Here is a 22,882-nt window from a genome sequence, read left to right as displayed (position 1 = left end):
TTTAAACCTGAGCGAATGTAGGATAGGAAACGATGCCGAACGCCGGATAGCTACATATAAAGATGACTTTTTGATTTTGGCAAATCGTTTATTGCATCAATCTAAATAATCTTATTCTAGGTTTTCTGAGCACCGATAATATTCCAATACTAAGGATAAAATTAATTATAGAAACGCGTCAACTTACGTACTGTTCGATAAGCAACTCTGAATAATGTATGAACTTTTCCTGTTTTTATTAGTTGTTTTCCCGAGATTAACTCCTCCAAGGCCTCTTCAGGAGCAACTCGTGTTCCTTTATCCCAACTAATGTACATTGGATAAAGCAATAAAGCCCCGGCAATTAATTCGTCTAGCTTTAGTTTTCGAGTGCGTCGAGGCGTACTCATCATGTCTGTTGTTAATCCCCAGCCTGCATAAAAGGGCAATCCATAACATGTAACGGCTTTACCTCTAAGAAGCGCTTCAAATCCAGCCAAGGAGGTCATGACATGTACTTCATCGATGTATTTTAATAGATGTTCTATCGATACATCATCAAGATATTCGTCACAATATTGATGCGTTTTATGCTCATCAATTCCTTTTGCTCGCAGACCCGCAACAATGTCTGGATGGGGTTTATATATTATCCATGCGTCAGGATTCTTTGCACGTACGGCTCGAAGCAATTCTATATTTGTTTTAATAACTCCAGTTCCAAATGCAATTGAAGCATCTGTTTCAACTTGGCCTGGAACCAGAATGATACGTTTTTCATTAGCAGGTGGTTTCCATGCTTGTCCCTTTAGATTATATTTTGTTACCCCATGTGCGACTATACGTTGATGAAAAGAAGCTGCGCGTTCCAATAATGGCTCTGTGAACGTGGAGTATTGTAAAATATTTTCTAAATCAGAGGTTTTGGTTCCATTATAATAGATTCCTTGGGTATCAATAACCCACGATAAAGGGCGTGTCAGAGCGGCACCTAGGCCAACCGAGCGTAGAAAGCCATCTTCCAGTCGAGCAACTGAAACATCCCCTCGTAGCTTAGGTGGAGTTGGGCGCGACCCCCAAAGCAAAAGGACGCTCCCAGGTTTAATGGAGCGTGTTCTCCGAACAAAGCGGACGGTATGAGCTGCTAGAAATCGTCGAATAATTGGTCTTTTCCAATATGGCATGCGCCAAGCATAAATCATTGAATGAGTGAGATTTTGCCTGCTGCTATGGATGTCCTTGGGACCCGTAGAAATAGCAAAAGCGGAACAATTATTAGGTATAGAGGGTACGATGTTCTGGTTCGCAATAGATTGTATAAGATGTTCTGAAATCAAAAAATGCTTCCTCCAGCTTGGTGCTTTATAGTCAGTTAATCGTTTTTTTTGTGCTTGTCTTAACCTGCTGTCTGGTTGTGCATAATTCGTAATGATGTTTATCCATTGCACAGTATCTAGGGGGTCAACATACTCGGGAATATTGTCGCCAATCTCTACTAGAGCAGGTGTTGTGCTGGCAATAACCGGAACACCGGCATTTAAAGCTTCAATCAATGGTAAGCCATATCCTTCAACAAATGAAGGAAATAAGAGCGCTTGAGCATGTTGCAAGCAAGACGATAACTCCTCATCGGAACATCGATTCCATTCAAAGACAAAGCCACGCAGTTTTGAGCAACGATCGAGCATACGAGTAATATGCTCACACTCCCATCCTCTCCGTCCAATAATAATCAGTTTGGGTGCCTTACTACCCAGTTGTTTAATTAAGTTTTGCCATACATAAAGTAACATAATATGATTTTTACGGGGTTCAATCGTACCAATCACAACAAAATAGGGTGAATCCATCGTTCGAGAATACAAACGTGATTGTGGCAAATCCACTCCAAGTGGCGCGATGCATACGGCAGGCAATTTTTTTTCCAGGGAGAGCGCAAACTTAAATAAAGCATTATATGTATCTTTAGAGTTTACAATAATGCCTTTCCCCAAGGTCAGTGCATGAATCATTCGTCGAGTATGTTTTTCCTTTTCACCTGCGCGGCAATACTCAGGATGGCTTATTGGAATTAAATCATGAATGAAAAAAATAGGCGTCAATCGTATTCTTTTAATCTCTTCGGCATAACGGGTTCGTTCTAAATCGCTATGTCCTAAAAGAAGTAAAATGCCATCATGTTTTTTCTCAAGAGAATGATGAATTGCAACTCGAGTAATAAAGGCATACAGGCTAATACGACTTAAATTGCCAGCTAACAACGAATGGAAAAGATATTTTGATTGTTGTTCAGATAAAATCCAAAGTCGCCCAAAATAATAAATAACTCCACGAGCAGAATCCTGATAATGTTTTAAATAGGCCAGCATCACCCGATCAATTCCAGTTGGTTTTAGTTGTTGAAGCTGTCTTCGAATTAAACGAGTAACGTCAATATAAAGCGAATAAGACATGTGTTTTAACCATACTAGATAATTCCAGCTTGCAAATGGTGAATGGAAATAACACCTAATGGATCAATTAAGGCTAAAGAAATAAGAGATTGCTTAATGAGGAAATTGCTTGTGCTTTGATTGCAATGACATCCAATGCCAATTGAGCAATGTGATCCATTGGTGCTGCTCTGTATCCTGCAATTAATGGCATTTATATCATGAACGAATATCAAGAGGAAGATTCCGCGATGCAATATTTATGATTAGGTTTCGTTAAGTTTATTCCAGAGTATGAGTTAGGTTCAGGTCATGTTTTAGTTGTTATTACTTGAGTTTTTTCTGTATATTACGTGCTTGTATTAGGGAAAACCAAATATGTATAAGAACAGTTGTAACTCTATTTTTCAAGGTAAGAACATATTATTACTTCAAGGACCAGTAGGACCTTTTTTTGCTCATTTGGCCGCAAGCTTGAAAGCTCAAGGAGCCCGAGTATATAAAATTAATTTCAATGCTGGTGATTGCTTTTTTTTCTTGTTTGGAGCAGTGACCTATAGGCAAAGTATCGAAGAATGGCCTTTATGGCTGGAAGATTTTTTACAACGTTTTGATATCGATATTATTTTTCAATATGGAGATTGTCGCCCTATTCATCGTATCGCGACAGAAATCGCTGCACGACACGGGATAGAAGTAGCAGTTTTTGAAGAGGGTTATATTAGACCTAATTTTGTTACTTTGGAGTATATGGGGGTGAATGCAAACTCTCATGCGATTACCCATTTTCATCCAACTGAGGAGCAATACCAAGAGTTTCAATATCAGGAACAACAAATAGGACGCGCATATTGGCAGATGGTCTGGTATGGCTTCTGCTATTTTACTGTAGGGGGGATAGGAAAGTTTCTTTTTAAAAATAATGTTCACCATAGACCACTTACAATTTTAGAGGCGGGGGTGTGGCTGCGTTCTGCGTGGAGAAAGTATTGGTATAAATGGCGAGAAGCGGATATTGAACAACAGTTATTGGGGGTATTACGTAAGCGCTATTTTTTAGTTCCGTTGCAAGTGTTTTCTGATTACCAGGTAACCGCTCACTCGGGGTTCAAAGAAGTTGAACAATTTATAGAGCTTATCATCGATTCTTTTGCCCAGGGATCAATGAACGATACCTTTCTCGTATTTAAACATCATCCTATGGACAGAGGATATGTAAATTACACCGATGTAATCAGGCGTTTGGCAATTAAAGCACAAATAAAAGAACGAGTGATGTACATTCATGATCAGCACTTACCTTCATTACTCGAGAATGCACTTGGAGTCGTAGTTATTAATAGTTCAGTTGGCATTTCTGCGTTACACCATAATGTACCTACCTTTGTGTGTGGTGATTGTTTTTACAATATTCCAGGGCTTACCTATCAAGGTACACTTGATGATTTTTGGATATCAGCATCGCATACGGCTGTGGATCGCGATTTATACAAAAAATTTCTTAATTTTATAATTACCAAAACCCAATTAAATGGCAGCTTTTATAAAAAGTTTAAAAAGGAGACATCATTTGCTGGATTGATTGTTCAAAAATATAATGCATTTTTTTTAAAAGTTGATAATAAGCAGAGCTAGTTTGGCTTGCATTTAATTGGCCTGTCATTGTTATTTTTAGCCAAGGACAGTAGAATGTCCCAATTATAATTTAAACAGTTTTTATCTGGAATCGAGCCTAACTAAAAGGAGTTAGTTTGAAGCAATTTAATCGATTATTATCTGTCAATGCATTACCCTGGAAATCATCTATTCAAAGCGCTTCTCTTTTTTTAACCAAAATAAATAAGTTATTCGTACTCACAGTCATTATTCCTACGTTATTGGCTATCTTTTATTTTGGCTTCCTTGCTTCAGATGTGTATGTGTCTGAGTCGCGTTTTATTGTGCGCAGAGCAGGGCAACCTCCAGTAAATTCTGGTTTATCTGCTTTATTGGCTTCTACTCCTCTTTCCAAGGCAGAAGATGCTGATTATAGTATTCATGATTATATATTGTCTCGTGATGCGTTGTCTGAACTGAACAAACGACTTAATTTGAAAACTCTTTATAGCGACGGAAATATTGATTTGTTTCATCGTTTTGCATTACTCGGATTGGATTCCAGTTTTGAATCACTTTATCGTTATTATAAAAATCGAATCCATATTGTCATTGATTCTTCCTCTTCCATTTCGACCTTGCAAGTGCGTGCTTTTACTGCCAAGGATGCATATCAAATCAATCAAAATTTGCTGGAATTGGCCGAACAATTTATTAATCGGTTTAATATTCAATCAAGAAAAGATTATGTTGATTTTGCAAAAGCAGAGGTGGATTTGGCGATTCAAAAAGCTAAAGAAGCCAGTCTTGCTTTGTCGGACTATCGAGGTTTGAAAGGTGTTTTTGATCCTAATCGTGAGTCTGCGATGAGGCTTCAGCATGTATCAAAGATGGAGGCCGAATTGATTGCAGCAAAAGGTCAATTAGCGCAAATTCAGAGTTTGGCACCGCATAACCCCCATATTTCTTCGCTGCGCAAAAATATTCAAACGCTACGGTTCTCAATCAATACTGAAAAAAGCAAGGTTACTGGAAATCTGACTTCGCTTACGAATAAATTGCGACGATATGAACGATTGGTTTTAGATAAAAAATTTGCCTATAAACAGCTTGTATTTGCTTTATCCACATTAAAAAAAGCGCAAATCGAAGCACAACGCAAGCAATTATATTTAGAGATGATTGCTCATCCTAATGAGCCTGATAATTCATTTGAACCTTATCGTATCAGGAATATTTTTTCGGTATTCATCTTGGGCCTTATTACTTGGGGAGTTATATCCCTTCTGATTGCAAATGTTAAAGAGCATCTGGAATAAATTTAATTGTTAGGATTATGAGTGTATGCATTGCAGTATTGATAAATATAAGATTAAACCATCTTACTTGGCGTTAGTTGTTCTCTCAATAATCTCTTCGGGTTGTACCATGATGTCGAGTGGGCCTAGTGCAAGAGTAGTCAAGCAAGCAGCTGAACCAGTAAATAGCGATGTTCAGTTGCTTGATATAACCCCGGACATTGCGCATCAATTAGCAATAAACAATAAAAGTTATTTATTTTCTGATGCATTTAAACAGAATCGCTCAAATCGCTATAGTGTGGGGCCTGGAGATGTGCTGGATTTTTCAATCTGGGAAATCCCCCCTGCAACATTGTTTACTACTCCTACAATTGTTGGTCTTTCTGGGAAGACATCAAATCCTATGAACTCATTGCCATCACAAGTGATTTCTCAGGAGGGGACAATCAGTTTTCCTTTTGCCGGCAAGATTCATGTTGCCGGGCTTAATGTACAACAAATTCAGGATAAAATAAGACGAGCATTACAAGGCAAGGCAAATAAACCCCAAGTGTTAGTTCGTCTCGCTAAAAATACTACCTCGGCGGTGACTATTGTAGGGGAGGTTGTTTCGAGTTTGCGCTTGCCATTAACTCCCAGTAAAGAGCGATTGCTGGATGCATTAGCTGCCGCAAAAGGTGTAAAACCCCCAGTGAATAAAACCATGATTCAAGTAACCCGGGGACAGAAAGTATACTCCTTACCACTGGATATTATCATTCGTGATCCCAAACAAAATATTGTATTGCAGGCTGGCGATGTAATTACCGCCTTATTTCAATCTAAAAGCTTTACTGTATTGGGTGCAACTGGGAAAAGTGAAGAAATTAATTTTGAAGCTCAAGGAATTAATTTAGCTCAAGCTTTAGGACGATCGGGCGGTCTTCAGGATCACCGAGCGGACATTAGTGGGGTGTTCGTTTTTCGTTTTGAACAGGCTTCAGCGATTCATTGGCCACGAAAACCTGGATTTATCACTCCGGATGGAAAAGTACCGGTTATTTATAGGCTGGATTTAAAAAATCCACGTAGTTTTTTTGTGGCTCAAAGTTTCCCGATTAAGGATCATGATATTCTTTATGTATCCAATGCTCCGGTTGCGGAACTGCAAAAATTCCTTGGAGTATTAGCGACAGCTACAGCACCACTGAATCCATTTTTATATGCAACCACCATAGCGGCTTCTTAAAAGAGCAGCCGTTTAAACTTGAGCTGAAATTCTTTGGATTCCAGGAGACGAGCTCGTAATCGCTCAAATGAACCATATGATTTTTTCATTTTTTTCAGCTCATTCGGTTCAGGATCGCGAGCAAGAATGAGGTTAAATGCAAGAGTAATATCCTCTTCCTGGGGCGTAATAGAACGAAGCGTGTCTGAAAACACATCGAACTTATCGTGAAATAATTGATTTTTAAATTCCTCGGAAGAAAATAAGCATTTTCTTAATTTTTCTACGGTGTCACAGGCCGATTGTTGAAATTGGATCGCAAATTCATTTTCGGGCTCGCGTCCGAGTATAAAACGATAAGCAGCAATGACATGCTCTCTGGTTGGGGCATTGATTCGTGTTGATTGATAAAAATCGTATGCATCATTTATTTTATCGAAGGAATAGAGTCGGCCTTTGCTGAGGACAGCTGCTGATTCACAATGTGTTTTTATATAAGTTGGATCATGAGACACAATTACAAGCGCACGGTCTTTTCTTTTTTCAAATAATTCTTCATAACACTTTTTGTGAAATCGGTCATCGCCTACAGCAATCACTTCATCAATTAAGAAACAATCAAACTCCACGGCCATTGAAATGGCGAAACTCAAACGCGCTCGCATTCCAGATGAATAGGATTTAATGGGCTCATGAAAATAGATACCCAGCTCGGCAAAATCATTTACAAATTCGATTTTGTCGATCATGAGTTGTTTCTTAATACCATAAATTCTGCATATAAAACGAAGACAATCGAGTCCTGTTTGATTGTCTTGAAATGCATCACCAAAAGCGAGAGGCCATGAAACACTCATACCCCGGTGTATTTTTCCTGAACTTGGCTGTTCGGCGCCACTAATGAGACGAATCAAGGTCGACTTCCCAGAACCATTGCGTCCTAAAATCCCTATTTTTTGACCTTGGTCAATGGTTAAATTAATCTTATCAAGAACGGTACGTACGCCTTGGCGAATAGGATAAACCTTGCTGAGATTATGGATATGAATCATTCTGAACCTATGCGTCTACTCGCGTCTTTTACCATGGCAAGACTCAATAGACTTAAGACCAAGCAAAAAGAAGACAGATATTGAATTGAATAATGAGTATGAACCGTGGTTCCAAAAAATCCTTCACGCACTAATTCAACGCCATGAATCATCGGCAACCATAAAACAATTTCCTGTGCTTTTTGGGGCAGCCAGTCGACCATGAATGCTGCACCAGACATTGGAAAAAGTAAGTACGCTACGGTATGCCATAATCGTTCAACCGTTTCAAAGTGTTCGCTAATCGCACCAATCATCAATGCCAGGGCAACAGCAAACCACATAAGTAATAACCAACCGAATAAAATTGTTAAAATATTATCCGGGAAATCCATTAACCCCATGCTGATAAATGCTATGGATAAAATCAAAAAGGACATCGTCACGCTACTAATTTCAAGGGTTATGCGTGCTAAAAACAAGTGCAGCACTTTAATGTAACGGTGATGCAACAAACTGCGATTTGAACGTACCGCCATGGTGCATCGAGTTACTGTATTTCGCCACACAAGAACCGATGAATATCCGGTGAGCGCGAAGGCCGTAATGGGTAAACTGGAGCCGTGAGTGAGCCTCGTTAATGTCCATAAAGTAGTTACCCCCAAGGTGAATAACATCGGCTCTACGATGATCCATAGAAAGCCTATATTGTGTCGGCCATAGCGAATTAAGATTTCTCGCATAAGCAGCGCGCCTATTACCCGAGCTTGTATTTTGAGTAAGGAGTCCTTTTCCAGCGACATAAAAAATCCTATTTATTTAATGGCGTTTTCTAAATGATAAATAGAGAAAATCGAATTGGGATAGAGTCTTTATCTTTGAGCTAGAACAATTGTTATTTATAATTGAAAAAGTATAATTGATTCACAAAAACAGGACAAGACTTATACCTTTAAGCCCCATTGAAACGGCTTATACGTATAAGTGGAAGAGGTCAATTTAACTGCTTGGCATTGAATTAAGGATTTTTATGAGCTTCGTGTCTTTCGCACAAAATTTTGAAGACGTCATGTTGTGGCGAGCACTAAAGCATGTGCAGAACGGATTTTATATTGATATTGGTGCTCAGCATCCAGTCATAGATTCTGTTAGTAAAGCGTTTTACGATAAGGGATGGCATGGTATTCACATTGAACCTGTTCCTGAATTTGTCGCGCTTTTGCGAAATGCGCGACCCGACGAAACAGTTTTGCAGATCGCATTATCTGACCATAATGGATTACTTGACTTTCATATTATTCCCGGAACAGGCTTAAGTACAGCTATCGACTGGATAGCAGAGTCTCACTTCAATGAATTAGGATTTCACTCTCAGAAAGTGCAGGTGCCTACACTCACATTGCAATCAGCTATGAGTACTTTAGTTGAGAATGATGTTCATTGGATGAAAATTGATGTTGAGGGATTTGAAAAACAAGTTCTGAGCGGTTGGGATTATACGAGCTTACGTCCCTGGATAATAGTAATTGAAGCGACAGTTCCCCATTCATCTAAAATAAATTTTGCCCATTGGGAGCCGTTGCTTATTGCAGCCGACTACCTATTTGCTTATTTTGATGGACTCAACCGTTTTTATGTTGCCAAAGAACACCCTGAACTCATGGATGCTTTTATTAGTCCGCCTAATATCTTTGATCAATGGCAGCTCACTGAGAATTCATCGCTTTGTCATGAATTGGTGTCTGCTTATAAAGTAAAAATTAATACTTTGTTGGAGCAAACAACAAACGAACTTAATTTCGCAAAGGAATATCAGGCACAACTACAAAACCATACTCAAAGTTTACAGCAGGAAAAGGATGCTTTAGTCCAGGAGATAGGAATACAAAAAGAATACCTGGCCCACCATCAAGTATTCGTTCAAAATTTGCAAAACGAATTAAATAGCGTTAATCAAAAATTAGGTTCTTTAAACGAAGAGCTTATCGCAACAAAAGAACATCATAGGGAAGAACAAGTACGTGCTCAGAATTTACAAAGTGAAGTAAATAGGGCCAACCAAAAATTAGGTGCCCTGAGTGATGGGCTCATAGCCGAAAAAGAATATCGTAGAAAAGAGCAAGCACATACTCAAAACTTACAAAATGAATTAAATAGCGCCAACCAAAAATTAGCTTCTTTAAGTGATGAGCTTATTGAGGAAAAAGAACAGCGTAGAAAAGAACAAGCACATATTCAAAAATTACAAAATGAATTAAATAGTGCCAACCAAAAATTAGACTCCTTAAATGATGAGCTTATTGAGGAAAAAGAACGTCGTAGAAAAGAACAGAAACATATTCAGACTTCGCAGCAAAATCATATGGCTCATGTTTCAACAAAAAATCCAACCCACATCAAATCGCTTTTGTATCGTCAAGGAGAGGATTTTATTTACCATGCTTATCTTTATGGATTGAATAGAGAACCTGATCCGGAAGGAATGCAGTATTTTCTTGAACAACTTGTTGCAGGACGCGATAAAATATTGATATTAAGAGATTTAATAAACTCTCCTGAAGGACGAAGTAAAAAAACTCGAGTCAAGGGATTCAATAAGGCTTGGTTCTTTTATAAAAGACGAAATTGGCCTGTGATTGGACCATATTTCAGAACAGTTTATGAAAAGCAAAATAGTAAAATCAGGCAACAGATATTGTTCCCAAACAATACGAGTAAAGTGGAGTTTGAATTAGATCATTTATCGGAACATGAGCGTCATGTTTTTTATCAATTTAAAAAATGCCTTGACGTTGGTGCTTGCTAAAAATAAGCGTCAAAAGATTAACTTTGCCAAATCATTTGAACCAGATGTTAATAAAGGATTGCACTATGTTAGAAAATACCTCCTGTTGGAAAACGGAGTTGACAGAAAATCAAATTTATTTGGGGTATACATTTGAAGATTTAAAACGACTTGAAAAATATCAGATACAATCAGAAGAGGAAAAAGGATTTTATACAGACTATTTTGGCATTAAAACCGATTTATCTTTTTTTTCTATTAATAATACACACCATGACCAATCTATTGGTAGACTCCCTTTTCCTTGCGATACACTTCATGCTGAGGCTCTTGAGTATATTGGCACCATCAAGGCAGTAGAATCTGCTAGAAATCGATTCGTATGCATCGAATTGGGTGCAGGCTATGGTCCTTGGTTGGTATTTGCCGCAAAAATTGCGCAACAAAATGGAATAAATGACATTACTCTTATCGGTGTAGAGGCAGATAAAGAACGCCTTGCGCTGATGAGAGCCCATTTTATTAAAAATGGGCTTCCTATCTCCGAACATGATGAAATTAAAATTGAAAACCAGATCACTACACTTTGCATTTATGGTGGAGTTACTGAAAGTAATGGGCCTTTATTTTATGGAGCTAGTGGAATTGGTGATTGGGGCGGGGCTGTCTCGAATGATTCCTCTGCAATGGATTATCGTGGATATGAGCTCGCCAAGAGTCGGGTTCCATCTTATACAATAGAAGACATATTAAATGATTTGAACCAAGTTGATTATGTCCATATGGATATTCAAGGTGGTGAATTTAAATCACTAAAACATTCAATTGAATCAATAAATAAAAAAGTTCGTTTTATGCTTATAGCAACCCATAGTCGAAAAATCGAAGGGGAGCTACTGGAGCTTTTCATCCAAAATAAGTGGACTTTACTTCATGAAAAACCGTGTAAATTTGATTTCAATCCAAAACTTTCTAATCTAACGGGCATGACAACCTTGGATGGGATTCAGGTCTGGTTCAACGCAAATTTATAAGAATATAGTGACATTTTAAATTGAGCAAACCAATCTGTACTCGAGTTTTCTAATTTATTTTTAAATTAAAAATCCATTTGGATTGCATTGAAGGAGTTGTTATATGCGTATTGTCTTGGATCTTCAAGGCGCTCAAACACCCAATACTCGTTTTCGTGGTATTGGCCGTTATGTACTTTCCCTCGCCTTGGCGATTGCCAGAAATCGTGGAGAGCACGAAATTTTTATTGCTCTTAATGGGCAGTTTCCAGAAAGTATTGAACCGATACGAGCTGCATTTGATGGAATATTGCCACAGGAGCATATTCGTGTGTGGTACAGTGCAAATGAAAATGATTGGTCTCATCAAACAGCTGAGCTGATACACGAAGCATTTCTTGCTCATCTAAAACCCGATATCGTCCTTATCGGCAGTTTTTTCGAAGGATCAAATGGCGGTGGTGTCGCCACGAGTATCGGCAGACTAAGCAAAATCATACCCGTAGCTGTCGTGATGCATGATTTAATTCCTCTGGTGTATGCAGATCATTACCTACACGATTCAAAAACAAAAAAGTGGTACTTTAAAAAACTTGAGTCTTTGGGACAAGCTGACTTACTGCTATCTAATTCAGAGCACTCAAGACAGGAAGCGTTAAACTATTTAAGTTTTCCTGAAGACAAAATTGTTAATATTTCTTCCGCTGTGGATGATTATTTTAAACCCATAAAGGTAAATAATGCAGAGAGTTTAAGGAAACGATATGGATTAACCCGTCCATTTGTTTTATATACTGGCGGAATTGATTTCCGCAAGAACATTGATGGATTAATTCGCGCTTATGCGAAATTACCACTCGATGTTCGTAATCAGCATCAATTGGTGATTGTGTGTTCTATAACACGTACCGAAAAGAAAAGCCTTCTTTCGTTGGCGGCCTCACGTGGTTTGGCGGCTCAGGAATTAATACTTCCCGGATTTATACCCAACGTCGATCTGCTGGGTTTGTATAATTTATGCAAAGTTTTTGTATTTCCTTCTTTGCATGAGGGATTTGGTTTGCCAGTTCTTGAGGCAATGTCGTGTGGTCAAGCTGTCATTGGATCGAATAAGAGCAGTATCCCGGAAGTGATTGGCCGGGAGGATAATCTATTTGATCCTCGCGATGATAAGTCAATAACAAAAATGCTCTTCAAGGTATTAATGGACGATAATTTTCGGCTTGAACTGAAGCGCTTCTCACTTGAGCAGGCTAAATTATTTTCCTGGGATATCAGTGCTCGTAAGGCAATAAATGCTTTGGTGGCTTGGGATAGTGAACGAAAGAAACAAGGAAGAACCTCACTAAGTACGAGCAAACGACTCAAGCTGGCTTATGTTTCTCCACTGCCTCCAGAACATAGTGGGATAAGTTATTATAGTGCGGAACTTTTACCTTCGCTGAGTCGGTTTTATGAAATCGAGGTTGTTGTAGCACAAGATGACGTTTGTGATTCATGGATTACTGCCAATCATCCGGTTCGTTCGATTAAATGGTTTCAAAACAATGGGGGCAATTATTACGATCGGGTTATTTATCATTTTGGCAATTCTGTTTTCCATCAGCATATGTTTGAGTTATGCAAACAAATACCTGGCGTTATTGTGTTACATGATTTTTTCCTCTCCGGCATTACTGACCATATGGCTTTTCATGGTAAATCAAAAAATTTATTCAATTTAGAGTTATATTATTCGCATGGATATAAAGGATGCCTGGATAATACGAAGGCGCATGATGAAGCATTGTCTAAATATCCATGTAATTTGCGAATTCTACACGATGCAAAAGGCGTTATTGTCCATTCAGAGTATTCGCGGTATTTAGCTAATCATTTTTATGGGGCAAATGCAGCAAAAGATTGGTTTGTTGTCCCGCTTTTAAGAAAACAAGCTGAGTCCATGAACAAGCTTGATGCTAGAAAACAGTTAGGACTAAATCCTGATGCATTTATCGTGTGTAGCTTTGGAATATTGGGTCCTAATAAAGCTAACCATAGGTTATTAGAGGCTTGGTTGGCTTCTGAACTTGCACGCGATACACATTGCAAACTAATCTTCGTAGGAAAAAATGATCCTAAAAGTATTTATGGGGAACAGTTGTTAACCACGATTAATGCCGGTTCGGGAAAAAATATCACTATTACTGGATGGTGTGATGAGCCAACATATCGATGTTATTTAGCGGCAGCAGATACAGCAGTACAACTGAGGAAAAATTCTCGTGGAGAAACATCAGCCGCTGTGTTGGATTGTATGAATTATGGTCTTCCTACTATTATCAATGCACATGGAAGTCTTAGGGAGTTGCCAGATAATTGTGTGTGGAAGTTACCAGAAGATTTTACTGATCACCAATTGAAAGAATCGCTCGAACTTCTATGGAACGATAAAAATCGTCGGCTAGAACTAGGCGACTTGGCACAACAGCATATAAGATCTCAGCACGCTCCTTATGATTGTGCGCAGAAATATTATCATTCCATTGAAAAAATTTATGATATAGCTTCAGCTGATATTTTTTCATTAGGTAAGTCAGTAGCTCAACTCAAGTCTTATTCTCCAAATACCGACGATTTAATAAGGTTAGCCAGAGATGTGGCTCAATCTATTCCCAAATCAATTCCTATCCGACAATTTTTTATTGATATATCCATGCTCATTGTTGAGGATGTGAAATCAGGGATTCAACGAGTGACGCGAAGTATTTTAAAAAGATTATTGGAGTCACCACCATCAGGTTATAGAGTAGAACCCGTTTATGCTTCTGAGCGTCATACCTACCGGTATGCTCGTAAATTCACGCTTAATTTATTATCTTGTTCTGCTGAGGGTTTTGAAGACACCCCCATTGATGCATTTGCCGGAGATATTTTTTTAGGTTTGGATTTATGTCCGAGTATTGTACCTAGACATGAAGAATATTTGCTGAATCTTCGTCGCAAGGGAGTTTCTATTTATTTTGTTATTCATGATTTACTGCCCATATTAATGCCGCAAATGTTTACTCCTGAAACGGAGAAAAGGCACCATTCCTGGATGAAAACAATTTCAATGTTTGATGGTGGATTATGTGTATCTCAAGCAGTGGCTGATAATGTTTTTGACTATTTAAAGGGCTTTAAAACAGAGCACTCTCGTCCCTTCAAAATTGGTTATTTTCACCATGGGGCCGATATTGAAAATTCTTTACCAACTCATGGGATCAATCGTGATGAGGAGCGGATTCTTCAACAATTGAAACGAGATCCTACCTTTATTATGGTTGGAACTGTTGAACCACGAAAAGGTCATAAACAGGTGCTAAACGCATTTGAATTATTGTGGTCACAAGGGCATCGGATTAATTTGGTTATTATAGGAAAGAGGGGATGGAATGTAGAAAAACTAGTCCAAAAATTGCAAACACACCCGCAATTATTTAAAAATTTATTCTGGCCAGAACAGGTTAGTGATGAGTATTTAGAACAGCTTTACGCCTCTTCCTCCTGCTTGCTGGCTGCGAGCGAAGGTGAGGGGTTTGGTTTGCCTCTAATTGAAGCAGCAAAGTATAAACTTCCCGTCATAGCAAGGGATATTAAGGTTTTTCGTGAAGTAGCTGGCAATCATGCTACCTATTTTAATTCCAATAATCCCTCTGGTCTTGCAGAGGTGATTTGTGTTTGGCTTGAAGGCTTTAAAGAAAATAAACACATCTTATCTAACGATATGCCCTGGCTTACGTGGGAACAGAGTACCCGACAGCTGCTTGATGTACTCTTCAAAAATAAGTGGTATACCCAATTGACATCAAATCAAAATAAGCTCGATTGGAGTCAATTTTTAGCAGTGAATGAAGATCTCTTAGAGCAGGAGGAGCAATGCAACTAACTAAATCCCCTAAAATTGCAATGATCACCGGGATAACAGGTCAGGATGGTGCGTACCTCGCTGAATTATTATTAGAAAAAAAATACGTGGTCTATGGTGCTTATCGCCGCTCTAGTGCGACTAATTTTTGGCGAATTAAAGAGTTAGGTATCGATAAACATCCGAATTTACATTTGGTTGAATTTGATTTAACTGATTTGAGTTCAATTATCGGTGTACTTAAGAAAAGCCAGGCGACAGAAGTTTATAACTTGGCAGCACAGAGCTTCGTCACTTCTTCTTTTGAACAACCGATGATGACTTCTTCAATTACAGCACTTGGTGCTTTAAATATTTTAGAAGCAATTCGTATTGTGAATCCGATGATTCGTTTTTACCAGGCAAGTACTTCGGAGATGTTTGGAAAAGTGCAAACTGTGCCGCAAACTGAATTAACGCCCTTTTATCCTCGTAGTCCTTACGGGGTTGCTAAATTATACGCCCATTGGATGACTGTTAACTATCGTGAAAGTTACAATCTGTTTGCGTGTAGTGGCATCCTGTTTAATCACGAATCTCCCCTGCGAGGCAGTGAATTTATTACGAGAAAAATAACCAACGGTATTGCAAAAATCAGATTGTGCCTGCTCGATGTCTTGGAAATAGGAAACCTGGATGCGAAACGAGATTGGGGCTTTGCCAGAGAATATGTAGAAGGCATGTGGCGTATGTTGCAAGCAGAAGAACCTGATACTTATGTATTGGCAACTCAGCGAACTGAAAGTGTTCGAGATTTCGTAAATCTGGCTGCACAAGCAGCGGATTTTGATCTTGTTTGGGAGGGAAGTGGCTCTAATGAAATAGCTGTTGATCAACGCACTGGAAAAACTATAGTGCAAGTGAATCCTCAATTCTATCGGCCAGCAGAAGTAGATTTGCTGATTGGTGATGCCTCCAAAGCAAAAAAATGCTTGGGATGGGAGCCTAAAATAACTTTAGAACATTTATGTCAAATGATGTTCGAAGCGGATCTTGAACGAAATAAGCGTGGGGTAGCTCTATAATGAAGAAGGTTATTATTACCGGCGCTTCAGGGTTTACCGGTTATTATCTTTCTCTGGAACTGATGCGTGCAGGAATGAACGTAATCGGTCTTTGCCAACGCCTGCCGCTCCATCCTATCCCGCAAGTGAGTTATTTCTCATGCGATCTTTTAAATAAAGAGGAGCTCGACAAGATCATTAAAGAAATAGAGCCTGAAGTGGTTGTTCATTTGGCGGCAATTTCTTTTATAGGACAGAATAATGCGGAAACAATGTACCGGACAAATATCATCGGTACCCGGAATTTATTAGAATCTTTATCCCAACTATCAAAATGTCCGCATAACATTCTCTTGGCCAGTAGCGGGAATATTTATGGAAATACGGATCGTGAGTTCATTGATGAAACCGTACCTGCCGCACCAGTCAATGATTATTCCGTGAGCAAATTATCTATGGAACACATGGCAAGACTCTGGATGAGCGAGCTTCCGATTACCATTGTGCGTCCATTTAATTATACGGGGGTGGAACAGTCATCTCTATTTCTGGTGCCAAAATTAGTAACGCATTATTCACAACGTGCCGATTTTTTGGAATTAGGCAATTTAAACATCGTGCGGGATTTCTCTGACGTACGTGATGTCGTACGCGCATATCGACGGCTCATTGAAGTGGGTGGTGTTGCCAATGAAGTTGTTAATATTTGTACGGGGAAAGGGTATTCTTTGCAGCAGCTTCTCTCCATGCTGAGCAAATTAACGGGGCATACCCCGGAAATTCGAATTAATCCTTCATTTGTTCGCAGTCATGAAATAAAGAATTTAGTTGGATGTAAACAAAAACTCGAGCAAATTATAGGTCCTTTTTCTCACTTTTCTTTAGAAGATACTTTAAATTGGATGTTAAATGCTTAACTTTTAAGTTGAAAATCCATTCACATCGCTCATTTTAATGCTTAATTTAAATACATTAAAAGGTATAATATTTTCTCTAATTGAGTAATTTTGAAGTTGATTGGGAATTATTATGCATTTATTGTCACGAGAAGAGTTTGTAGCTATAGGTACAGAGGCTATTTTAAATACTAGAAAAAAAATAACGATCGGGAATCAAAAAAGTGGATATGTAAAATATCATCGTGAAATTAAAGAAAATAACTACATTTCTAAAAATGTCCGAGCCCATCTTATTTCCTCCACGGAAGAGGAGTATATGTTTCGACATGATCTGATTGAACATGTTGGTTTGGGTAATTGTCATGAGCTTGCAGATTATCTTTTAGTAGAGGTTGGTAAAGAAATTACTCGTAAAGGTGCAAAAGCACGAATTCGGATTGTTAGCTCGGTCAAATATGATCATGTTTATTTAGAAATTATGATTCGGTTAAAAGGGGAAAAAGATTATTCTCTTTGGGAGGTTGATGCTTGGGACCCACGAATCATTGATATTAGTACTCGACCTGATGGTTCAATTAAAAATCATGAGTCTCTACTCTATGGATATTCAGCGAACACGCAAAATTCCGTATATACAGATCAGATTAACTACAATCGCCGATACACTTTTTTTAACGCAATACCAAAGCCTGCGCTTGGCAGTCCGCCCGATGGAAGTGCGACACCGGAGCGAGAGATATTGGATAAGCATTCTAAAGTGTACGATGATTACACTTTAGAAGAATCAATGGAAACAGGAATGTTTGACACATCTGGGGACATTCATTACTTACAAAAAGTTTCAAGTTGGCAGCAACTAATATAAAGTCAGTTTGAGAGTTCCTATGGTTTCAGAATTTTAAATGATCTGTCATCACTTTTTTAAAGAGGATAGCGAGCTTCATCTGGAGGAAATAAAGGTGAAGCTTGGTTTTGACTTTAAAAATTCGGTACCCAGAGTTGGCTATCACTCCATAGTAAACTGCAGCTCATCATCTTCATCATGCTGTTGAACTTCATTTTGTGTTTTAGCTTCTGTTTCGAAATCATGTTTCGCTTTAGGCATTAAACTATCAGCATTTTCTTCTAGAAGCTTGATATTTTTTTGTAAAATCTGTTGGTGCGAGCTTAATGTTTTCTGATCATTGTTCTTACTATTCTTCTCCTCAATTTGTTCATTTAGTCTTATATTGGTTGATTCTAGAAGACTAACTTCAGCTATTAAAGCATTACGAGAATCATACTCAGCACATTTGCTCTTCGCTGCATCGATCGATTTTTTGCGTATAAACAATAAGAAAAAACTTTTAAGTAAACCAGGTTTTGTATCTGCTATAAAACGGGCCCAACCTCCAGGTTCCTCTGATGGTAGATTACCTATCATTATTCTCTTTGCAGTCATCTGTTGCTCATTAAATTTAACTTCTGAGTCCAACGTTTCGAGTTGTTCTAGCATCTTGTTTATTTGATCGAGCTCTTTATCGATGTTGGGAAGTCCTATTTTAAATTTATGAATAAGAGCAATTAAGTCATCATCGGTAAGCGCTTCTAAAATAGATTCATAGTAATTATTATTGGTGATAATTCGAGCTTTTTTTAGTTGTTCAAAAGCGTCATAGCAGATGAGGCTAATATCTTCATCATCTAATTTTAGGATCTCATTAATAGCGTTTTCAATTTCTTGGCCAGCATTAATTGCACTTTGGTCATTTGGGTCTCGACTGGAAAGTCTATAAAGGGTCTCCCCCATTTTTATCTCATACTGTATTCTTCACATAGTATAATTTTAATACAAAAAATTAATGATTTATTAAATAAGGCTTGGGACATGGGTATCCTTGCTCCCGGAAAGATAAAAAAATGAGTCAGCCTCTCGATTGAGAGGAGGATTTTCAGAGGTAAATTTCTGGCGATCAATTATATTTTACATTTGCATGCTATTGCTTTCTTGTTAGTTCAAAATATATTAATAGATAGGACATATTAATTCATGGTCACCAATGAAGCTTATAATGAATAAAAAAAATAGCGGGGAGTCAATAACTCTGGAGCTGGAGCCAACAACAGCAATTAAAGAGTTGTTGTTCATTCTTTATGGTTATCGAAGTAAAATTTATGATCGATTTTCTTTTGATGAGTATCAAAAATATATTTCAGTATATCAGTGTCTTTTATATGGGGAGCGATTTAAAAATAAATTGCTTTCGGAGACCAATTTATCAGATTATCAGCTTGAGGATCCCTGTTATTTGACTTGGGAGGAGTTCACTGAGGAGCGATCTCTTTCACCTCATGTTGAGCTTATAGATAATAAAGTTCTTTTTTGGCAGGCCGGCACGAGACCAGTTACACCCGAGATTGAAAAGGAGTCTTGGTCTGCGCGTAGCCACGATAATATGAAGCCTTAGGCGACGATAATTTTTTTATGGGGCTAAATTTATTATTGCTCAACCTCAAAAGTATATCTTTTTCTTATATTGTACGCCAAATGAACATAAAGTTCATTATTTGTATTGCGACAAATTTTATCTATCCAAGCTTAATAAATGAATATTCTGAGGATTTAATGCAAGCGATGATAAAAAAGCAGCGAAGTGACTTGAGGGCCGGTATGTATCGATATCAGGTTGTAAGCCAATTAGAACCCGGAGGCATTTAATAAACAAGTTTTATTTTTACCTCCAGATCAAATCATAACGTTCTGTTCATGTCCTCAAAAGATTCACCGCGATTTCATTGCAATAGAAATGTCTCATCAAGAGAGGAGACATCCTTCCTCGAGTCGAGATCTTGAAGAACAATGACTCTCCTCTTTAGACTCAAAGAAACTTAGAGCCTTGGAATGTGCAGATGGACGATTGGAGTTGCTTACGGTATGTTTTGGTTCGGCGTCATAATCTAATCTCTTCAAGAGATAGACGTTTTTACACTCAGCAGTTTCTATAGTCATTCCTGCATTTGTATTATTTGCTGGCACAGACGTCACTTCTTGGTGTTTAAAACGATATAAATTAGTTAAAACAATTGCTGATTCTAGCACCATTAATGCAACACCTACAGCAGGATTAAGGGCAAAACCTAGCGCAACAAACAATCCGCCTGCCACTAGAGTAATTATTGAATTATAACTCAAGCTTATAGATAAATTTTGGACAATATTTTGTTTTGTTTTTTCTGCGACATCAAATGCAGTTGCAATGGGAAATAATAATCCTTGCTGAATTACTATGCCGGCATGTTGTTGGGTGATGGTATCCCCAATGCTTGATTTAACCGCAATTCCAAGATCGGAATAGGTAATTGCACTCACATCATTGGCTGCATCACCTACCATGGCTACTTTACAGCCTCTGCGTTTTAGCTGTTCAATATAGCTTATTTTGGATACCTCCAACGGCTCAGTGACGGCACCTACTGTATTGGCACAAATATTTTCTTTAGAAATACCCAATAATACTGCATAGTATTCTGCAGTAGCTTGATCTGCTCCCGTACAAATATGAACTGTTTTACCCTGGCGCCGTAGTTGTTGTACAGTGGCAATAGCATCTTTACGCAAAGGGTCAGTGAGAGCAATTTGTCCTATTACTGTTGAGCCGCGCACAATATATATCGAACCTTTTTCAGGCCTATCATAAGGCTCATTGATATGAGTAATTCCATTCGCAAAAAGCATATTTTTGTTGCCTATCATGAATGTCTCGCCCTCAATTACTGCCTTTATTCCTGAGTGATGACTTTTATCAATTGATGTGATTTCTAAAGGATCGTCCGCAGTAGTGTTTTGACTTTCAATATAAGCCCTAATTATTTGTGCCGTTGGGTGATCGGATTGGCTTTCTAATAATGCGATATGCCGCAAGAATTTTTTATCGGCAATCTGCAATGCCTGCACCTCAATGTTTCCTTGAGTCAGGGTACCATTTAAATCAAAAACAACGGTATCAATATCAGCGGCTGCTTGTAATGCTTTGCCATTGTTAAAATGAATCCCATTTTCGGATGCCTTTTTCATACCGATTTTAACTGCCATAGGCGTAATCAGGCTCAAAGCGCATGGACATGCACTTACAAGGACCGAGATAACGCATTGAATAGCCAAGGCGGGATTAAATACCGAGCCTATGATTAGGCCTGAGATGAGTGCTATTGCGAGCAAACCGGGAATAAAATATTTTAATACTTTATTTGCAAATTGTTCAATTGGCGCTTTTTCAGCATTCGCCTGCTCAATATTTTTTGCAATTAATGATAGGTAGGAGCTTTGGTACGTTTTTGTAACGCGCATTTCCAATGAGGTGATATGATCCGCCAAACGCATACCTGCCTTCACCTTGTCGCCTGGAAAAAATGTTTGCAGATGCGGTGAGCCATCGATGCGCGTGGTGTAAAGCAGTGCGGTTGTTGTTAATACCCCATCGACAGGAATAACAGCTCCTTTTTCAACGACAATCATATCGTTAGGGATTAAATTTTTGACTGAAATTTCCTTATCTGGCTTACCTTTTAATAGAACTGATTGAGGCAAACAATCGCGTACATCTAATTTGTTATTGATTTCATCAAGTAAGGTATGTTCGATTCCCTCGCCTAAATGCCAGAAACCCAAGACCAATGGCGCTGCTTCGAACATCATCGGCAATCCAGGAATAAACAGGCTTGCGATGGATACCGCAACGATGGTCAATGTACTAATTGCATATAAAGTTGTAGTATCCCATTCTCTTTCAAGCAAGGTATGCCAGGCTGATTGATAAACACTATATCCCAAATATAAGGTCATCAAAGTAGTAAGCCCTGTTATGACATAATAGGCAATCATAGGAATATTAAAACTCCCGACGGCAATTACGAGCATGCCTATTCCCCAAATCAACCCTAGCGCTGCTTTAAGCCAATGATTTTCATCACCATCTGAGTCGTGGGTATGATGGGAGTGGCCATGAGGATGCTTGTGGCCATGAGAGTGACCATGACCATGAGAGTGGCTGTGGCCATGAGAATGCCCGTGAGAATGAGACTGTTTTGCTTTTTTTCTAATCTTTTTATTAAGACCCGAGGGGGTGGGGTTGGTGGCCGATGCATGCTCTACATGCACTATTCCTTCTTCATACTCGATAGCCTCCGCTTCCATTATGTCGCTTAAAAAAATTCCTTCCTTTGATAAAAGCTGAGTCACGATTGTTTGTACTGTACTCGAGTTTTTAGACTTAGATAACAAACAGATGCTTTTATCTGGGCTCGTTAAATCGACTGCTACTCGTACTAACTTTAAATTTTGGTCTGAATACAAAATCTGTTCGATTTGTGTTCGAATGCTTTCCAAATCGAGAGGCGACACGTTATCAGAAAGGCGGAATCTATAATTAAAATACATTGGTTTCCTCCATTTAAAGGACAACATAAATGTTAAAGAGGAGCAACGGCCCACTTCAGTTGTATATCCATATTAATTTCAGACTTGTTACTGGTAATAGCAGTAGTTTTAAAACGGTATTCCCAAATCAGTTTTTTCTGCCTTAAAAACCGATAAAACAGCGTCTGGTATTTTGTTACGATGCGTCCTAGCGTTTAGAAAGTGTTACATTGTAACATTATCTTGCCAAAGAACAAGTCATATTAAATAATTTTTAAACCAGAAAAATTTTGCTAATATTTAGAAGCATTT

General features: G+C 38.4%; 16 protein-coding genes. 11 read left to right on the top strand and 5 right to left on the bottom strand.

Annotated elements, in window-relative coordinates; genetic code table 11:
• Positions 1–161: 161 nt before the first annotated feature.
• Positions 162–2,432, bottom strand: coding sequence for a capsular polysaccharide export protein, LipB/KpsS family (locus ELY20_RS12615; protein ID WP_110142868.1), 2,271 nt, complete (start codon positions 2,430–2,432; stop codon positions 162–164).
• A gap of 357 nt (positions 2,433–2,789) precedes the next feature.
• On the opposite strand from ELY20_RS12615, the gene ELY20_RS12610 reads away from it, so the two are divergent.
• The 3 genes from ELY20_RS12610 (at position 2,790) to ELY20_RS12600 (ending at position 6,536) form a co-directional block, all read left to right on the top strand.
• Complete coding sequence (locus tag ELY20_RS12610) at positions 2,790–4,046, top strand: capsule biosynthesis protein (protein WP_110142869.1); 1,257 nt, start codon at positions 2,790–2,792, stop codon at positions 4,044–4,046.
• 116 nt (positions 4,047–4,162) lie between these two features.
• The gene (locus ELY20_RS12605) at positions 4,163–5,326 is read left to right on the top strand and encodes a sugar transporter (RefSeq protein WP_199739237.1); all 1,164 of its coding nucleotides are present in this window, start codon (positions 4,163–4,165) and stop codon (positions 5,324–5,326) included.
• 25 nt (positions 5,327–5,351) lie between these two features.
• Positions 5,352–6,536 (top strand): polysaccharide biosynthesis/export family protein, encoded by a 1,185-nt coding sequence (locus tag ELY20_RS12600; protein WP_110142870.1) that lies wholly within the window; start codon positions 5,352–5,354, stop codon positions 6,534–6,536.
• On the opposite strand, the gene ELY20_RS12595 is transcribed toward ELY20_RS12600, so the two are convergent.
• Both ELY20_RS12595 and ELY20_RS12590 read right to left on the bottom strand, forming a co-directional pair.
• On the bottom strand, positions 6,533–7,567 hold the full coding sequence (locus ELY20_RS12595; RefSeq protein ID WP_110142871.1) for an ABC transporter ATP-binding protein: 1,035 nt from the start codon (positions 7,565–7,567) through the stop codon (positions 6,533–6,535). The genes ELY20_RS12600 and ELY20_RS12595 overlap by 4 nt on opposite strands.
• Positions 7,564–8,349 (bottom strand): ABC transporter permease, encoded by a 786-nt coding sequence (locus tag ELY20_RS12590; protein WP_110142872.1) that lies wholly within the window; start codon positions 8,347–8,349, stop codon positions 7,564–7,566. Before ELY20_RS12590 ends, ELY20_RS12595 begins: the two co-directional genes overlap by 4 nt.
• A gap of 227 nt (positions 8,350–8,576) precedes the next feature.
• Between ELY20_RS12590 and ELY20_RS12585 the strand changes: the two genes are divergently transcribed.
• The 6 genes from ELY20_RS12585 (at position 8,577) to ELY20_RS12560 (ending at position 18,040) form a co-directional block, all read left to right on the top strand.
• A complete protein-coding gene (locus tag ELY20_RS12585) occupies positions 8,577–10,352 on the top strand; it encodes an FkbM family methyltransferase (RefSeq protein WP_110142873.1) in 1,776 nt (591 codons plus the stop codon).
• A 65-nt stretch (positions 10,353–10,417) separates the two neighbouring features.
• Positions 10,418–11,365, top strand: a complete 948-nt coding sequence (locus ELY20_RS12580) for an FkbM family methyltransferase (protein WP_158618882.1) — start codon at positions 10,418–10,420, stop codon at positions 11,363–11,365.
• A 103-nt stretch (positions 11,366–11,468) separates the two neighbouring features.
• The gene (locus ELY20_RS12575) at positions 11,469–15,254 is read left to right on the top strand and encodes a glycosyltransferase (RefSeq protein WP_110142875.1); all 3,786 of its coding nucleotides are present in this window, start codon (positions 11,469–11,471) and stop codon (positions 15,252–15,254) included.
• Positions 15,245–16,297 (top strand): GDP-mannose 4,6-dehydratase, encoded by a 1,053-nt coding sequence (gene gmd / locus ELY20_RS12570; protein WP_110142876.1) that lies wholly within the window; start codon positions 15,245–15,247, stop codon positions 16,295–16,297. Before ELY20_RS12575 ends, gmd begins: the two co-directional genes overlap by 10 nt.
• Entirely contained in the window at positions 16,297–17,193 is an 897-nt protein-coding gene (locus ELY20_RS12565) for a GDP-mannose 4,6-dehydratase (RefSeq protein WP_110142877.1), read from the top strand. The genes gmd and ELY20_RS12565 overlap by 1 nt, the downstream gene beginning before the upstream one ends.
• A 112-nt stretch (positions 17,194–17,305) precedes the next feature.
• Positions 17,306–18,040, top strand: a complete 735-nt coding sequence (locus ELY20_RS12560) for a hypothetical protein (RefSeq protein ID WP_110142878.1) — start codon at positions 17,306–17,308, stop codon at positions 18,038–18,040.
• 141 nt (positions 18,041–18,181) lie between these two features.
• Here the strand turns inward: ELY20_RS12560 and ELY20_RS12555 are convergent, their stop codons facing one another.
• Complete coding sequence (locus ELY20_RS12555) at positions 18,182–18,964, bottom strand: hypothetical protein (RefSeq protein WP_110142879.1); 783 nt, start codon at positions 18,962–18,964, stop codon at positions 18,182–18,184.
• A gap of 262 nt (positions 18,965–19,226) precedes the next feature.
• Here ELY20_RS12555 and ELY20_RS12550 point away from each other — a divergent pair, with 262 nt between their 5' ends.
• Both ELY20_RS12550 and ELY20_RS16790 read left to right on the top strand, forming a co-directional pair.
• The gene (locus ELY20_RS12550) at positions 19,227–19,622 is read left to right on the top strand and encodes a hypothetical protein (RefSeq protein ID WP_276309326.1); all 396 of its coding nucleotides are present in this window, start codon (positions 19,227–19,229) and stop codon (positions 19,620–19,622) included.
• Positions 19,623–19,702: 80 nt separating this feature from the next.
• The gene (locus tag ELY20_RS16790) at positions 19,703–19,873 is read left to right on the top strand and encodes a hypothetical protein (RefSeq protein WP_158618881.1); all 171 of its coding nucleotides are present in this window, start codon (positions 19,703–19,705) and stop codon (positions 19,871–19,873) included.
• A gap of 96 nt (positions 19,874–19,969) precedes the next feature.
• Here ELY20_RS16790 and ELY20_RS12545 read toward each other — a convergent pair whose 3' ends face one another.
• Positions 19,970–22,591 (bottom strand): heavy metal translocating P-type ATPase, encoded by a 2,622-nt coding sequence (locus ELY20_RS12545; protein ID WP_110142882.1) that lies wholly within the window; start codon positions 22,589–22,591, stop codon positions 19,970–19,972.
• Positions 22,592–22,882: the final 291 nt, after the last annotated feature.

It is taken from the genome of Legionella qingyii, assembly GCF_003990155.1.
Lineage (GTDB): Bacteria > Pseudomonadota > Gammaproteobacteria > Legionellales > Legionellaceae > Legionella > Legionella qingyii.
This window is presented reverse-complemented; position numbering and strand designations above follow the sequence as displayed.

Coding starts and splice junctions, on each gene's coding strand:
- ELY20_RS12615 (WP_110142868.1), bottom strand. CDS start 2,432: ATGTCTTATTCGCTTTATATTGACGTTACTCGTTTAATTCGAAGACAG.
- ELY20_RS12610 (WP_110142869.1), top strand. CDS start 2,790: ATGTATAAGAACAGTTGTAACTCTATTTTTCAAGGTAAGAACATATTA.
- ELY20_RS12600 (WP_110142870.1), top strand. CDS start 5,352: ATGCATTGCAGTATTGATAAATATAAGATTAAACCATCTTACTTGGCG.
- ELY20_RS12595 (WP_110142871.1), bottom strand. CDS start 7,567: ATGATTCATATCCATAATCTCAGCAAGGTTTATCCTATTCGCCAAGGC.
- ELY20_RS12590 (WP_110142872.1), bottom strand. CDS start 8,349: ATGTCGCTGGAAAAGGACTCCTTACTCAAAATACAAGCTCGGGTAATA.
- ELY20_RS12585 (WP_110142873.1), top strand. CDS start 8,577: ATGAGCTTCGTGTCTTTCGCACAAAATTTTGAAGACGTCATGTTGTGG.
- ELY20_RS12580 (WP_158618882.1), top strand. CDS start 10,418: ATGTTAGAAAATACCTCCTGTTGGAAAACGGAGTTGACAGAAAATCAA.
- ELY20_RS12575 (WP_110142875.1), top strand. CDS start 11,469: ATGCGTATTGTCTTGGATCTTCAAGGCGCTCAAACACCCAATACTCGT.
- gmd (WP_110142876.1), top strand. CDS start 15,245: ATGCAACTAACTAAATCCCCTAAAATTGCAATGATCACCGGGATAACA.
- ELY20_RS12565 (WP_110142877.1), top strand. CDS start 16,297: ATGAAGAAGGTTATTATTACCGGCGCTTCAGGGTTTACCGGTTATTAT.
- ELY20_RS12560 (WP_110142878.1), top strand. CDS start 17,306: ATGCATTTATTGTCACGAGAAGAGTTTGTAGCTATAGGTACAGAGGCT.
- ELY20_RS12555 (WP_110142879.1), bottom strand. CDS start 18,964: ATGGGGGAGACCCTTTATAGACTTTCCAGTCGAGACCCAAATGACCAA.
- ELY20_RS12550 (WP_276309326.1), top strand. CDS start 19,227: ATGAATAAAAAAAATAGCGGGGAGTCAATAACTCTGGAGCTGGAGCCA.
- ELY20_RS16790 (WP_158618881.1), top strand. CDS start 19,703: ATGAACATAAAGTTCATTATTTGTATTGCGACAAATTTTATCTATCCA.
- ELY20_RS12545 (WP_110142882.1), bottom strand. CDS start 22,591: ATGTATTTTAATTATAGATTCCGCCTTTCTGATAACGTGTCGCCTCTC.